Genomic DNA, 15,546 nt, shown 5'->3' on the forward strand with positions numbered 1-15,546 from the left:
ATCAACTAGGTTGGTACTGGTACTGGGCTATATGCCCATTTTTTGTTTTTGGAGAAAATGATTGAGTAATTTTGAACAAAAATTAACTGAGATGTTACGTCCAGCTGTCGATATGACAGGTTTGGAGTTATTAGGATTAGAATTTATTAGTGCTGGTAATAATTCAGTTTTACGTTTGTATATCGATCATGAAAACGGTATCGATGTTGATAACTGCGCCGAGGTTTCACGCCAGGTGAGCGCAATTCTTGATGTTGAAGACCCAATAAGTAGCGAATATAACCTTGAGGTTTCATCTCCAGGTGTTGACCGCCCATTATTTACTAAGGCTCATTATGAGCAAGTAATTGGGGAAACGGTAGAAGTTAAACTAGGCATGCCATTAAATGGTCGTCGTAAGTTTAAAGGAATATTAGAAGCCATTGAAGGTGACAATTTAATTGTTGTTGTTGATGGTCAAGATTATGAGTTACCTGTGTCAAATATTGACAAAGGCAACCTAATTGCAAAATTTTAAGAATTTAGTTGTACAGAATATTAAGAGAGGCTAAGTAGAATGAGTAAGGAAATATTGCTGGTTGTTGATGCTGTTTCAAATGAAAAGGCATTATCCCGTGAAAGCATTTTTGAGGCGATGGAAACTGCCCTAGAAACTGCAACCAAGAAAAAATATGAAGGCGAAATTTTAGTTCGCGTTGAAATTGATCGTGAAAGTGGAGAGTTTGATACTTTCCGTCGTTGGGAAGTTATTGCTGATGATGCAGAAATGGAAAATCCATATGCACAAATCGGTTTAGCAGCAGCACAGTTTGATGATGAAACTCTAGAACTTGGTGGTTTTGTTGAAGACCAAATTGAGTCAGTTAAATTTGACCGTATTACTACACAAACTGCCAAGCAAGTAATTGTACAAAAAATTAGAGAAGCTGAACGCGCTAAAGTAATTGCTGAGTATGAAGACCAAGTTGGTGAAATCATCACTGGTGTAGTAAAAAAAGCCAGTCGTGAAAGTGTAATTTTAGATTTAGGTAACAATGCTGAAGCTGTTATCTTCCGCGATGAAATGCTTCCTCGTGAAGTGTTCCGTCCAGGTGACCGTGTTCGTGGCTTGTTATTTGAAATAAAACCAGAAGCACGCGGAGCACAATTATTTGTTAGTCGTGCTAACCCTGAAATGCTAATTGAATTATTCCGCGTTGAAGTACCAGAAATTGGTGAAGAAATGTTGGAAATTAAAGGCGCAGCTCGTGACCCAGGTTCACGTGCTAAAATCGCTGTTAAATCTAACGATCGTCGTATAGACCCTGTTGGAGCTTGTGTTGGTATGCGCGGTTCACGTGTACAAGCTGTTTCAGGCGAGTTAGGTGGTGAGCGTGTTGATATCGTTTTATATGACGATAACCCGGCTCAATTTGTTATCAACGCTATGGCTCCGGCTGAAGTTGCATCAATTATTGTTGATGAAGATAACAATACTATGGATATCGCTGTAGAAGAGGGCAACCTTGCTATGGCAATTGGTAAAAGTGGTCAAAACATCCGTTTAGCTAGCCAGTTAACTGGTTGGGAACTTAATGTTATGACTGTTGAAGACATGAAAGCTAAACATGAAGCTGAAAATGACAAGGTTCTAAACTTATTCACTGAAAAGTTAGACTTGGATGAAGACTTCGCTACGATGTTAGTTGACGAAGGTTTCACTTCTTTAGAAGAGATTGCTTACGTTCCAGTGTCTGAATTATTAGAAATTGATGGCCTTGATGAAGATATCGTTGAAGAGTTACGTGAGCGCGCTAAAGCTGCGATAACGACTGCTGCACTAGCTTCTGAAGAATCATTAGAAGACGCTGAACCTGCTGCTGACTTATTAGCTCTTGAAGGTATGGAAAAACACTTAGCATTTGTTTTAGCTAGTCGCGGTGTTATTACCCTTGAAGATTTAGCTGAGCAGGGCGTTGACGAGATTGCCGACATTGAAGAGCTTGATGAAGCTAAAGCTGGCGAATTAATTATGGCTGCACGTAACATATGCTGGTTTAACGAAGAATAAGCCCTAGCAGGAGATAAAATTTAATGACAGATGTAACAATAAAACAACTTGCTAGTGAAATTGGCACAGACGAAGACCGTCTTGTAAGCCAATTAGCAGATGCCGGTATTAAAAAATCAGCTGGTGATAACGTAACGGATCAAGAAAAAGAAACGTTACTTGAACACTTGAAAAAGCAACATGGTGATAATTCAGACGCACAACCTACGCGTATGACATTAAACCGTAAAACTAAATCGACGCTTTCAATTGGCTCAGGCTCTAAAGCTAAGCAAGTACAAGTTGAAGTTCGAAAAAAGCGTACATACGTAAAAGCGAGCGATGTAGAGCTTAAAGCACAAGCAGAAGCCGAAGCAAAAGCTGCAGCAGAAGCCGCAGAACAAGCCAAAGCAGAAGCAGAAGCTGCAGCCAAGGCTGCTGCCGAAGCAAAAGCGAAGCTAGATGCAGAGAATAAAGCGAAAGCTGCTGCAAAAGCTGAAGCTGATGCAATTGCGAAAGAAAAAGCGAAAGCGGCTAAAGCTGCTGAGCCTGCACCTACGCCTAAAGTTGAAAACGAAGAAGAAAAGAAAATTCGTTTAGCACAAGAGCGTGAGTTAGCAGCCAAAGCTGAAGAAGAAGCAGCTAAATCTGCTGAAGCGGCTAAAAAACTTGCTGAAGAAAACGAAGCTCGTTGGAAAGAACAAGAAGCAGAGCGTAAAAAGAAAGAAAAAGAAGTTGTTCATGTAACATCATCTGTTTACGCTCAAGAAGCTGAAGATAAAGTTGACCAACAAGATGAATCTGGCGGCCGTCGTCGTAAGAAGAAAAAAGGTGGTCAAAAAGATGCTCGTGGAGCACGTGGTAAAGGTGGCAGAAAAGGCAAAATGTCTTTAAATGCTCCAACGTCTCTTCAGCATGGATTTACTAAACCAGCCAAAGATGTAGTTAAAGAAGTACGTTTAGGCGAAACTATCTCAGTTGCAGAACTTGCTGATAAAATGGCAATTAAAGGCGCTGAAGTAGTTAAAGTTATGTTCAAAATGGGTGCTATGGCAACCATTAACCAAGTAATTGACCAAGAAACTGCATCGTTAGTTGTAGAAGAAATGGGCCATAACGTTGTACTAGTAAATGAAAATGCATTAGAAGACGCGGTACTTGAAGATAGAGGACCAGTTGGTGATGCAATCACTCGTGCTCCTGTTGTTACAATTATGGGTCACGTAGATCACGGTAAAACATCATTACTAGATTATATCCGTAAAGCAAAAGTAGCATCTGGCGAAGCGGGTGGTATTACTCAGCATATTGGTGCTTATCACGTAGAAACTGGTCACGGTATGATCACTTTCTTAGATACTCCAGGTCACGCCGCGTTTACAGCAATGCGTTCACGTGGTGCTAAAGCTACTGATATCGTAATTATTGTTGTTGCTGCCGATGATGGTGTAATGCCACAAACAGTTGAAGCGATTCAGCATGCGAAAGCATCAGATGCGCCGATTATTATTGCAATAAACAAAATGGATAAAGAAGCGACTGATGTTGAACGTGTTCGTAGTGAACTTTCTCAACATGACGTACTTTCTGAAGAGTGGGGCGGTGACGTTCAATTCTGTCCTGTATCTGCAAAAACTGGCCTTGGTATCGATGAACTACTTGATGCTGTATTACTACAAGCTGAAGTATTAGAGCTAACAGCTGTAGTAGATAAAATGGCTGGTGGTGTTGTTGTTGAATCTAAACTTGATAAAGGTCGTGGCCCAGTTGCTACTGTTCTTGTTCAAGAAGGTACATTGAAACAAGGTGATATCGTACTTTGTGGTTTAGAGTACGGTCGTGTTCGTGCAATGCGTGATGAAAACGGTAAGACTATCACTGAAGCTGGTCCTTCAATTCCAGTGGAAATCTTAGGTTTAAGTGGCGTGCCACAATCTGGTGATGAAGCAACAGTTGTTAAAGATGAGAAAAAAGCTCGTGAAGTTGCATTGTTCCGTCAAGGTAAATTCCGCGATGTTAAACTTGCTCGTCAACAAAAAGCTAAGCTTGAAAACATGTTTGCTAACATGGAAGAAGGCGATATCTCTGAAGTTAACGTAGTTCTTAAATCAGACGTACAAGGTTCACTTGAAGCGATTTCTGATTCATTAGTTAAGTTATCTACTGATGAAGTTAAAGTTAAAATCGTTGGCTCTGGTGTTGGTGGTATTACTGAAACTGATGCATCACTTGCAGCTGCATCTAACGCAATCGTAGTTGGTTTTAACGTTCGTGCCGATGCATCTGCACGTAAAGTTATCGAGTCTGAAAACTTAGACTTACGTTACTACAGCGTTATCTACGCATTGATTGATGAAGTTAAATCGGCAATGAGCGGTATGCTTGCGCCTGAATTCAAACAAGAAATCATTGGTCTTGCAGAAGTACGTGACGTATTCAAGTCACCAAAAATTGGCGCTATCGCTGGTTGTATGGTTACTGAAGGTATCATTAAACGTAGCGCGCCAATCCGTGTATTACGTGAAAATGTAGTAATTTACGAAGGTGAGTTAGAGTCATTACGTCGCTTTAAAGATGACGTACAGGAAGTTCGTAACGGTACAGAGTGTGGTATCGGTGTTAAGAACTATAACGATGTTCGAGTTGGTGACCAAATCGAAGTATTCGAAACGGTTGAAATTCAACGTACCCTGTAATTCATACCTGTTTATAAACATTTAAAATGGGAGCTATGCTCCCATTTTTTGCCTGATAATTAAGTTAATGTCAGGCCTAGTTATTGGAGTCATTTATGGCTAGAGAATATGCTCGTACTGATCGAGTTGGACAACAAATCCAAAAAGAAATTGCTGTTATATTACAACGTGAAATCAAAGACCCACGTTTAGGTATGCTAACAGTATCTGCGGTTGAAGTTACCCGCGACTTGGCTTACGCCAAAGTATTTGTAACTTTCTTTAATGATGATCAATCTAAAGTGAAAGAGTCATTAGCTATCTTAAACGATGCAGCTGGTTTTATACGCTCGTTATTAGCAAAAACATTACGTGCTCGCATTATGCCGCACCTTAGATTTGAATATGACAAATCTTTGGTTGAAGGTGTTCGCATGACTACGATTGTTGATAAAGTTATTGCTGAAGATGAACGTAAAGCTCAATCAACTGATGAGCAAAATGAAGAATCGACTGACAAGCAGGAAGATTAATTAATGGCTAAGCGCAGAAAAGGTCGTCAAATTGACGGCGTTTTGTTACTTGATAAGCCTTATGAAATGTCTTCAAATTCAGCACTACAAGCAACAAAACGTATTTATTTTGCTAATAAAGCAGGCCATACCGGTGCACTAGATCCATTAGCCACAGGTATGTTGCCAATTTGTTTTGGCGAAGGAACTAAGTTTTCTCAGTTTTTATTGGATATTGATAAAACTTATATTGTTACTGCCAAGCTTGGTATTCGCACAACCACCAGCGATGCCGATGGAGAAATTGTTGCCGAAAAACCGGTAAATGTAACTGATGCGGAGCTATTGCCTGCGTTAGACTCATTTCGTGGTGATTCTAAACAAGTACCATCAATGTATTCAGCGTTGAAACATAAAGGTCAGCCTTTATATAAGTATGCGCGAGAAGGCATTACCATTGAGCGTGAAGCACGAGATATAACTGTATTTCGTTTAGATCTACTTCGCTTTGAAGGTGATGAAGTTGATTTAGAAATTCATGTATCAAAGGGCACCTATATTCGCACTATCATTGATGACTTGGGTGAGTTATTAGGTTGTGGTGCTCATGTGAGCATGTTACGCCGTACGGCTGTTGGTAATTACCCAATAGATAAAATGGTCACGATGGAGCATTTAGAAACGCTGCTTAACGATGCTAAAGAACAAGGCATTAGCCCATCTGAAGTGTTAGACCCGTTACTATTACCAATGGACTCTGCAGTGTACATACTTGATTCGGTAACTGTGGATGATGAATCAGCTCGCTACTTACGCTTTGGAAATCCTGTATCGATAAAATCGGCCCCGGCAACAGATACTTTATTAAAAGTCTATGTTGGTGATGAGCAAGAGTTTATTGGCGTAGGTATTATCAATGATGATGGTATGTTAGCGCCTAAACGCATTGTTGTTGACCATCAATAACGAGTGTTAAGTAATAGATTGTAATTAATTTGGTCTTTGATTACTGACTATTACTTAACCTAATTATTTGTTACATTCCTAATACATTTCTCTTCTATATTCAACTTGATACATTCGGTATATTGAACAATGCTCCAATTTTATTGATTGTTCGTTATGTTTAAATACTTAATATTTTTATCACTTTATTGTCTTTCCATCGGCTTGCATGCACAGCCTGTGGTAAATTCGTACGAAGCGATCATCAATGATAATTGGGCGCCTTTAAACACGACTGATGCACAAGGCAACCTTGTAGGTATCAAACTAGATTACCTGAAGTTGATATTTTCTAAGGCAAACCTCGAATATAATCTCGTCAAAACCGACAATTGGCGTCAAGCTTTAACTAAATTAAATAATAATCAATCTGACTTTTCATTGGGCGGAGCAAGTACCGATGATAGTGAATTTAAAAACTTAAACTATTCCAAAGAAATTACCTCATTTCCGTTAGCCTTGGCCATAAGTATTAATTCGCCTTTTGTTTCTGACTTTTCTTTTCTTGCTGGTAAAAAAATAGCTATTGGAGAGAATGAGGCCGCTCGTAAGTTTGTTGAGCGCAATTATCCGTTAATTGAGCTTGTTGCGGTAAAGGATACGTATCATGCCTTAGACTTACTCTCTTACGGTGAAATTGATGGTGTTATTGATATTTTACCGGTATTGAGCACAAAAATTGTCAGCGATGGCTATTCAAACATTAAAATTGGCGGTATATCAGCAGATAAAGTTAGCATTAGATTTGTACTGAGCGACAAAGCCAAACATTTATTACCGCAATTAAATCAAGCTATCGATGGTATCAGTAAAGTAGAGCACCAAAAACTGCTGAAAAAGTGGCTTTATAACGCCCCTATTGAAGAAGAGAATAAGCACTTGATGATCGCTGTTATCGTTTGCTTGTGCATATTAACCTTAATCACCATTTACTTAGTGATATTAAAGTTTATTCATAGAAATTTAAAAATAGCCGCATTGACAGACCCTTTAACGAATGCCTATAACCGGCAATATGCTAAAAAGTTCATCAATAAACAAAAGAAGCTGCAAAAATCTAAAGGGCAGCAATGTGCATTATTATTTATTGATATTGATGACTTTAAGAAAGTAAATGACAGCTATGGCCATGATATCGGCGATAAGCTCTTAAAAGATTTTGTTGAATACTTAAAATCCTGTTTTAGACATACTGACATTGTTGTACGTTGGGGCGGTGAAGAATTTTTAATTATTCTCCCTAATACCAGCTCCGCAGCGATAAAGAATGTTGTCGAAAAGCTACAGCAGAATATTTCAACTGAAAACTTTGCTACGGTTGGAGAGGTCAAGGTAAGTGGCTCGTACTCAATGCTAAGTGATACGCTAGGCTTAAATGAGCAATATAAATTGCTGGATAACAGCCTATACTACGTTAAAAAAACTGGGAAGGGCAGAATTATTGAAAGTAAAGCTACTTAAACAGGTGTAATGCTTGCTTTAATCCTAGAAAACACTTGCTATCTGTCATTTTATTGTTAGAATACGCGCTCTTTTGTCGCCCTGCTGAATTAGTGTTTGGCTTGGCGGGATTTTAAACTTAAACACTAAGGATACATTATGTCTTTAAATGCTACTGAAAAAGCTGCAATCGTTGCAGAATACGCACAATCTGAAGGTGACACTGGTTCTCCAGAAGTTCAAGTTGCTTTGTTAACTACACAAATCAATCACTTACAAGGTCACTTCAAAGAGCACATCCATGATCACCACTCACGTCGTGGTTTATTACGCATGGTATCTCAACGTCGTAAATTACTTGATTACTTAAAAGGCAAAAACGTTACTCGTTACACTGCTTTAATTGGTAAATTAGGTTTACGTCGCTAAGACTGAATCAAATCGATGAAAAAAGGAGCCTTATGGCTCCTTTTTTTTTGCTGTTCACTTCTTATATTTCTCCGTATTTTCTATTTATATAAAATTAACAATAAAATGGTGATTATTGTTTGCAATTATTTGCTTGTGATGATTTTATAGTCTATTTATTAATAAGTTAGTTATCTTCGAGAGTCATTTTTTTGTCTTTTCTGTTTATAAAATAATTATACAAATAGCCCGATTTGAGTAGACGATAACACCTTCAATGCGTTGCTCATCGATACATTACCAAATCACAGGTAAAGGAGTAATATATGAAGATGCAATTTTGCATTGTTAGCGCATTAATTCTTGGAACATCAAGTTTAAGTGTACAAGCCTCAAGTGAAGCTACGGGAGGAGTAGATAAAACCTTTTCACCCTATGCCACATCCACTATGCCAACAAATGTTTACTGGGGAGACTCTCACTTACATACTGGCTTATCTTTAGATGCCGGCTTATTTGGTAATACCGTTGGTCTTGATGATGCATATCGTTTAGCCCGAGGTGGAGAGATTAATTCATCTACGGGCATACCTGTGAAACTATCACGGCCATTGGATTGGTTAATTGTAACCGATCACACAGATTTGATGGGGATAGCGACAGATATTAAAAAAGGCGCGCCAAATATTCTTGCAGAGCCAAAAGGCAAAGAATGGCATGGAAAATTTAAACAAGGTGGTAAAGCCGCTGGTGAAGCCGCTTTTGATTTGATTCAAAACTTTGCGCAAATGACTTTACCTGAACAGTTTGTTAAAGACTATAGCCCAGGCTCTGAAGTCTTCGGTAGTATATGGAAAGAAATTGTTGAGTCTGCTGAACGTAATAATGAACCCGGCTTGTTTACTGCATTTATTGGATACGAATGGACCTCTGTTCCTAAGGGCTTCAACCTTCATCGTAATGTAATTTTTAGAGATAATGCAGATAAAGCCTTACAGGTTCAGCCTCCTACTACTCAACCTCCTGTTGGGAGCACAGATCCTAAAACCTTATATAAATGGTTAGCAGATTATGAACAAAAAACGGGCGGCAGTGCGTTTGCTTTTGCTCACAATGGTAACCTTTCAAATGGTTGGATGTTTCCAACTGAGAAAACTTATCACGGTGGTGTGGTTGACAAAGCATATGTAACTGACAGAGCTAAGTGGGAACCTCATTATGAAATAACCCAAATTAAGGGGGATGGTGAAGCTCACCCAACGTTATCACCAAATGACGAGTTTGCTGATTATGAAAACTGGGATGTAGGTAATTTAGATATATCTGAACTTAAAAAGCCAGAAATGCTGAAAGGTGAATATGGCCGGGAAGCGCTTAAGCAAGGTTTAATGTTAGAGAAAAAATTTGGTGTTAACCCTTACAAGTTTGGTGTAGGTGGCGCAACAGATAGTCATACTTCACTTGCCACGGCAGAAGAAGATAACTTCTTTGGTAAATCAACCAGTGTTGAACCCAGTGCAGACAGAATCAGCCATCCTTTTGTTAAGTCAGATCTTGGCGCGTTTGAAGGATATACACTGGTCGCGTCTGGTTATACAGGTATTTGGGCACATGAAAATACTCGCGCTGCATTATTTGATGCAATGAAGCGCAAGGAAACTTACGCAACCACCGGGCCTCGAATGACAGTACGATTTTTTGGTGGATGGGAGTATAAGTCTGAAGATCTTCTTGCTAATAACTCAGCAGAAATTGGCTATCAGAAAGGCGTACCTATGGGCGGAGATTTGAAGAAGTCTTCTGGGGCTAAAGCACCAAACTTCATGGTTTCAGCAATGAAAGACCCAATCAGTGGTAACCTTGACCGAGTACAAGTCATTAAAGGTTGGATGGACGAATCAGGAAAGCTTCACGAAAGAGTATATGATGTTGCCGTTTCTGATAACCGTAAGATAGGGGATGATGGACGAGCAAAAGATCCTGTTGGCAATACGGTTGACTTGGAAACCGCAACTTGGAGTAATAGCATTGGAGATGCACAATTATCAGTAGTTTGGACGGATCCTGATTTTGATAGTAACGAGTCTGCTTTTTATTATGTGCGCGTTATTGAAATTCCAACACCTCGCTGGGTACTGTACGATAAAGTAAGGCTTGGTGCTAAAATTCCTAAAGAGGCAGAGTTAGTTGGTCAAGAGCGAGCCTACACTTCGCCAATTTGGTATTCACCTAACGAATAGTACTATTTGCAGTTAGTGATAGGGGGAAACCCCTATCCAAATATCTTTCGAAGGACATTATGTTTATAAAAATTATAACTGAACCACTCATACACTTTCTTCTTTTATCCATCATTATTTTTGTCATCTATGACGCCAACAATACTCCCGTCTCAGACAGTTACCAAGTAACGGTAAGTGAAGGCAGAGTACAGCAAATCAAGAACGATATTGTAAATTCAAAGCAACGTTTACCTGTTGGTAAAGAGCTGGATATAGCGATTAAAAGCTTTGCTCTCAATGAAATTTATTTAAGAGAAGCTAGAGAGTTGGGCCTAAATAAAGGCGATAAAATAATAAATCGTCGCTTACGTCAAAAAATGGAATATCTATTAGATGAAATGGCGTCACTACAAGAGCCAAGTAGCGAAGAGTTAAACCAATTTTATGATAACAATATTGACCGATATCATTTGCCTAATTCTTATAGTTTTACTCAAGTTTATGTGTCAACTGATCGAACAAAAGATGAGTTAGTAAAGCACATCAATATGCAAAAGCTATTGATTGAACAGGGCAAAGAGCCACAAGCTGATGCCAGTATGTTACCTGCAGAAATAAATAACAAAACAAGTCTGCAGGTTGAACGTGAGCTTGGCAAAATACTTGCGTTAAAGCTTGAACAGTTGCCGTTAAACCAATGGGCAGGGCCGATATCTTCTAATATAGGTCAACATTTTATTTATCTTCACAGTAGGTCTGTTAAAAAAACTAAACCATTTGAGCTGGTGAAAGAAGAAGTGTTGAGCGATTGGCAATATGAACAAAGAGATAAATTTAAGCAAGCATATGAAAGTGAACTGATGCAACGCTACATTGTTGATGTGAAAATGCCAAACGTAAATGAGGCAGGCTAGTGAGACTATTTTTATTAATCATTGCCTTAGCAGTTAGTCAGTTCACTTGGGCGGATGATTTTCGCCCAGCGTCGCTAACCCTACAGCCTTTAGCCAACGACCGCTACGAAGTGTTATGGAACTTACCAATTAAAAACCGCCAGCTACCACAGTTTAACGTGGTTTTTGATCAAGCTACAATTGAGTATTTACCTAAAAGAAGCCGAACAGTAGGTGGTTCTTATCTGCAGTCGTGGGAAATTTCTCGCGCTAATGGCATTGGCGGAATGGAAATCACTATTGAAGGCCTTAATGGCAGTAGTTATGAAGTGATATTGAGAATTCCTGTAAATGGTAAAGGTACTACTATAACTACTGTATTAAATACCGAAGCACCATTTTATAAAGTGCCAGTCTCAGAAAGTTTTTCACCCAGTTCAGTGTTTATTAATTATTTAGAGTTAGGGTTTGAACACATTTTAGCTGGCTTTGATCATCTACTGTTTGTATTTGCACTCGTACTGTTGGTTGTTGGTTGGCGCAAGTTACTTTGGACAATTACCTTTTTTACTATTGCGCACAGCTTTACTTTGGCAGCAGTCACTCTAAATCTAATACATTTACCTGGCCCGCCAGTAGAAGCGGTTATTGCATTATCTATTGTATTTTTAGCTAAGGAGATAATTACCGTCCATCGAGGTAAGCTGAGTTTTGCTTGCCAGTATCCTTGGGTCGTGGCATTTATATTTGGGTTGTTACATGGAATGGGGTTTGCCGGAGCATTAAATGAAATTGGCGTGCCTGAAAGCGAGGTGTTTATTGCTTTATTGTCATTTAATATAGGTGTAGAACTCGGACAAATTGCTTTTGTCGCGGCAATACTATTTCTGATAATGTTAAGTAAAAGGTTGCTTTCTATGCTACCTACTTGGATGCATCAGATACCAGCTTATGCAATTGGCAGTGTTGCCAGTATCTGGTTACTTCAGCGACTTATGGTTTTTTAAAGCCAACAAACTGAAAGGCTAAAAATAATTAGAATGATAATATTTATATAAACGCCGAATTTACATGAATTTTTTGATATTTGTAGAGTCATAGAACATGGCTCTTTTTTTTGTGCCAAACTCCATTAATTTATGAGTTATTTGCTAGCAATAACTCATAACTTGCGTATAATTAGTCGCGAAATTATATATGAAATAAAATAGGGCATGGGTCCTATCAAAAAAAGGAAAAAACAGTGACTCCAATTACTAAAACATTTGAGTACGGACAGCACACAGTAACCCTAGAAACAGGTGTTATCGCTCGTCAAGCAACAGCAGCCGTAATGGCAAGCATGGATGATACATGCGTATTAGTATCTGTAGTAGGAAAAAAAGAAGCTAAAGAAGGCCAAGACTTTTTCCCATTAACAGTTAACTACCAAGAAAAAACATATGCCGCAGGTAAAATACCTGGTGGCTTCTTCAAGCGTGAAGGTCGTCCTTCAGAAGAAGAAACATTAACAGCCCGTTTAATTGACCGTCCAATCCGTCCATTATTCCCAGAAGGCTTTAATAACGAAGTTCAAGTTATTATCACTGTAGTTTCAGCAAACCCTGAAATTGCCCCAGACATTATCTCATTGTTAGGTACTTCAGCTGCATTAGCAATCACTGGTATGCCATTTAGTGGTCCAGTTGGTGCTGCTCGTGTTGGTTACCTTAACGATGCGTACGTTTTAAACCCATTACAATCAGAGCTTGAAGAGAGCAAACTAGACTTAGTTGTTGCTGGTACTGAAGCTGCTGTATTAATGGTTGAATCTGAAGCTGACGTGCTTAGCGAAGAAGTTATGCTTGGCGCCGTTGTTTACGGTCATGAGCAATCTCAAGTTGCAATCAATGCAATTAAAGAGTTTGCTGCTGAAGTAAACACTCCTTCATGGAACTGGGAAGCACCAGTTAAAAATGAAGCGTTAACAGCTAAAATCGCTGAAATTGCCGCTGGTGATGTAAACGATGCTTACCAAATTACTGAAAAAGCTGAGCGTTACGAAAAAGTTGCTGCTATCAGAAACTCAGTAGTTGAAGCATTACTTGCTGAAGATGCAGAGTTAAACGTTCAAGAAGCAAAAGATTTATTCCACGACTTAGAGAAAAAAGTTGTTCGTGAACGTATCACTTCAGGTGCTCCTCGTATTGATGGTCGTGATCCTGAAATGATCCGTGCATTAGATGTAATGACTGGCGTTTTACCTCGTACTCACGGTTCTGCTGTGTTTACTCGTGGTGAAACTCAAGCATTAGTTGCTGCTACTCTTGGTACACAACGCGATGCTCAACGTATTGAAACAATTTTAGGTGAGAAAACTGACACCTTTATGTTGCATTACAACTTCCCTCCATACAGTGTAGGCGAAACTGGTTTTGTTGGTTCACCTAAGCGTCGTGAAATTGGTCACGGTCGTCTTGCAAAACGCGGTATGTTAGCTGTTATGCCAACGATTGAAGAATTCCCGTATTCAATACGTGTTGTTTCTGAAATTACTGAATCAAATGGTTCATCTTCAATGGCATCAGTTTGTGGTACTTCATTAGCGCTTATGGATGCTGGTGTACCAATTAAAGCATCTGTTGCTGGTATAGCTATGGGTCTTGTTAAAGAAGGTGACAGCCACGTTGTTCTTTCTGATATCTTAGGTGACGAAGATCACTTAGGTGACATGGACTTTAAAGTAGCCGGTACTAAAGATGGTATCACTGCACTACAAATGGATATCAAAATTGAAGGTATCACCAAAGATATTATGCAAACCGCACTTGTACAAGCAAAAGGCGCGCGTATTCATATCTTAGGTACAATGGACGAAGCAATTAATTCAGCTCGTGAAGATATCTCGCAATTCGCTCCTCGTATTCATACGATGAAAGTTAACCAAGATAAAATCCGTGACATCATTGGTAAAGGCGGCGCAACTATTCGTCAACTTACTGAAGAAACTGGCACTACGATTGAAATCGAAGATGACGGTACTGTTAAAATTGCAGCTACATCAGGCGAGCAAGCTGAAGATGCTATCAACCGCATTAAAGCATTAACTGCTGAAATCGAAGTTGGTACTATCTACACCGGTAAAGTTGTACGTATCGTTGACTTTGGTGCGTTCGTTAACGTATTACCTGGTAAAGATGGTTTAGTTCATATTTCACAAATTGCTGAAGAGCGTGTGAATAACGTGACTGATTTCTTATCAGAAGGTCAAGAAGTAACTGTTAAAGTTCTTGAAGTTGACCGTCAAGGCCGTGTTCGTTTAAGCATGAAAGAAGCGGTTGAAAAACCAGCTGAATCAGCTGAAGAAGCACCAGCTGCTGAGTAATTAAAGCTAAACTTTTAATTTACTTAAAAATAAGGAGCCGAAAGGCTCCTTTTTTATATATACTCTATTATAGTTATATCTATATTCTTGAAGTGTTTTAGGACTGTCTGTGAAAATAAAGTTTTCCCTTGTTACCATTTTACTGCTCTCAATACTTTCCGGTTGTGCATCGTCTTCTAATACGCAGTCGTCCAGTGTGGCCAAAGTTGTTATTGCAGAGCCATTACCCGTTAATCAACAAAGTGAAGTTGCGATTGCTCGTCTTACTGAAATTTTGAACCGGGTTGAAGTATCGCAAGATCAAAAAGCTAAATTGTTTTATGACCGAGGCGTCATTTATGACAGTGTTGGTCTGAGAGGATTAGCGAGTTATGATTTTCAGCGAGCATTAAGGTTAAAACCTGATTTAGTTGATGCCTATAACTTTATTGGTATTCATCACACTCAAAGGCAAGAATTTTTACAAGCTTATGAAGCATTTGATTCTGCCATCGAGCTTGATGAGAAACATGAATATGCCTATTTAAACCGCGGTATTGCCCTTTATTATGGAGGGCGACCACAGCTAGCGTTAGAAGATATGCGTCGTTTTCAGTTAGAACAACAAAATGACCCGTACCGAATTTCTTGGTTGTATATTATTGAAAATGAAATAGACCCTGTAAGCGCAAAAGATAACTTAAGAGTTAACCTAAGTAGCATTGGTCATAACAGTTGGGCTAATAATATTTTGCGCTTGTTTTTAGGTGATATAAGTGAACAAGATTTTGTTGCTACGTTAACGGTAGGTGTTAAAAGCCATAAAGAGTTGGTTGACCGACTTTGTGAAGGGTACTTTTATTTAGGAAAATATAAGCTGTTAAATAAATCAGTAAATACCTCCTCTGATTATTTTAAATTAGCATTAAGTACTAACGTTTATGAATTCATCGAACATAGGTATGCGAAACTAGAGCTGGATTTGATCAAAGCTAACGTAGCGCCTATGCCGAACTAAA

The 15,546-nt window shown here is 39.0% G+C and carries 12 protein-coding genes; all 12 read left to right on the forward strand.

Going from position 1 to position 15,546, the window contains the following annotated elements:
• Nucleotides 1-61 precede the first annotated feature (61 nt).
• The 12 genes from rimP to nlpI all read left to right on the forward strand — a co-directional run bounded on the left by rimP (nt 62) and on the right by nlpI (nt 15,545).
• Nucleotides 62-517, forward strand: coding sequence for a ribosome maturation factor RimP (rimP, locus tag RI845_RS07495; protein ID WP_348389114.1), 456 nt, complete (start codon nt 62-64; stop codon nt 515-517).
• 39 nt (nt 518-556) lie between these two features.
• Nucleotides 557-2,050, forward strand: coding sequence for a transcription termination factor NusA (gene nusA, locus RI845_RS07500; RefSeq protein WP_348389115.1), 1,494 nt, complete (start codon nt 557-559; stop codon nt 2,048-2,050).
• A 23-nt stretch (nt 2,051-2,073) separates the two neighbouring features.
• Nucleotides 2,074-4,725: a translation initiation factor IF-2 gene (gene infB, locus RI845_RS07505; protein ID WP_348389116.1), complete on the forward strand. Its 2,652-nt coding sequence runs from the start codon at nt 2,074-2,076 to the stop codon at nt 4,723-4,725.
• 95 nt (nt 4,726-4,820) lie between these two features.
• The gene (gene rbfA / locus RI845_RS07510; RefSeq protein ID WP_348389117.1) at nt 4,821-5,237 is read left to right on the forward strand and encodes a 30S ribosome-binding factor RbfA; all 417 of its coding nucleotides are present in this window, start codon (nt 4,821-4,823) and stop codon (nt 5,235-5,237) included.
• A gap of 3 nt (nt 5,238-5,240) precedes the next feature.
• Nucleotides 5,241-6,182, forward strand: coding sequence for a tRNA pseudouridine(55) synthase TruB (gene truB / locus RI845_RS07515; protein WP_348389118.1), 942 nt, complete (start codon nt 5,241-5,243; stop codon nt 6,180-6,182).
• Between the two features lie 219 nt (nt 6,183-6,401).
• Nucleotides 6,402-7,682 (forward strand): diguanylate cyclase, encoded by a 1,281-nt coding sequence (locus tag RI845_RS07520; RefSeq protein WP_348389119.1) that lies wholly within the window; start codon nt 6,402-6,404, stop codon nt 7,680-7,682.
• Nucleotides 7,683-7,820: 138 nt separating this feature from the next.
• Nucleotides 7,821-8,090, forward strand: a complete 270-nt coding sequence (rpsO, locus tag RI845_RS07525) for a 30S ribosomal protein S15 (RefSeq protein ID WP_348389120.1) — start codon at nt 7,821-7,823, stop codon at nt 8,088-8,090.
• Nucleotides 8,091-8,395: 305 nt separating this feature from the next.
• The gene (locus RI845_RS07530) at nt 8,396-10,309 is read left to right on the forward strand and encodes a DUF3604 domain-containing protein (RefSeq protein WP_348389121.1); all 1,914 of its coding nucleotides are present in this window, start codon (nt 8,396-8,398) and stop codon (nt 10,307-10,309) included.
• A gap of 59 nt (nt 10,310-10,368) precedes the next feature.
• Entirely contained in the window at nt 10,369-11,205 is an 837-nt protein-coding gene (locus RI845_RS07535) for a peptidylprolyl isomerase (RefSeq protein WP_348389122.1), read from the forward strand.
• Nucleotides 11,205-12,191 carry a HupE/UreJ family protein gene (locus tag RI845_RS07540; protein WP_348389123.1) on the forward strand — a complete coding sequence of 329 codons (987 nt, stop codon included), beginning with the start codon at nt 11,205-11,207 and terminating at the stop codon, nt 12,189-12,191. Before RI845_RS07535 ends, RI845_RS07540 begins: the two co-directional genes overlap by 1 nt.
• 236 nt (nt 12,192-12,427) lie before the next feature.
• A complete protein-coding gene (pnp, locus tag RI845_RS07545; RefSeq protein ID WP_348389124.1) occupies nt 12,428-14,548 on the forward strand; it encodes a polyribonucleotide nucleotidyltransferase in 2,121 nt (706 codons plus the stop codon).
• 109 nt (nt 14,549-14,657) lie between these two features.
• A complete protein-coding gene (nlpI, locus tag RI845_RS07550) occupies nt 14,658-15,545 on the forward strand; it encodes a lipoprotein NlpI (protein ID WP_348389125.1) in 888 nt (295 codons plus the stop codon).
• Nucleotide 15,546: the final 1 nt, after the last annotated feature.

The sequence above is a fragment of the Thalassotalea nanhaiensis genome (assembly GCF_031583575.1).
Taxonomy (GTDB): domain Bacteria; phylum Pseudomonadota; class Gammaproteobacteria; order Enterobacterales; family Alteromonadaceae; genus Thalassotalea_A; species Thalassotalea_A nanhaiensis.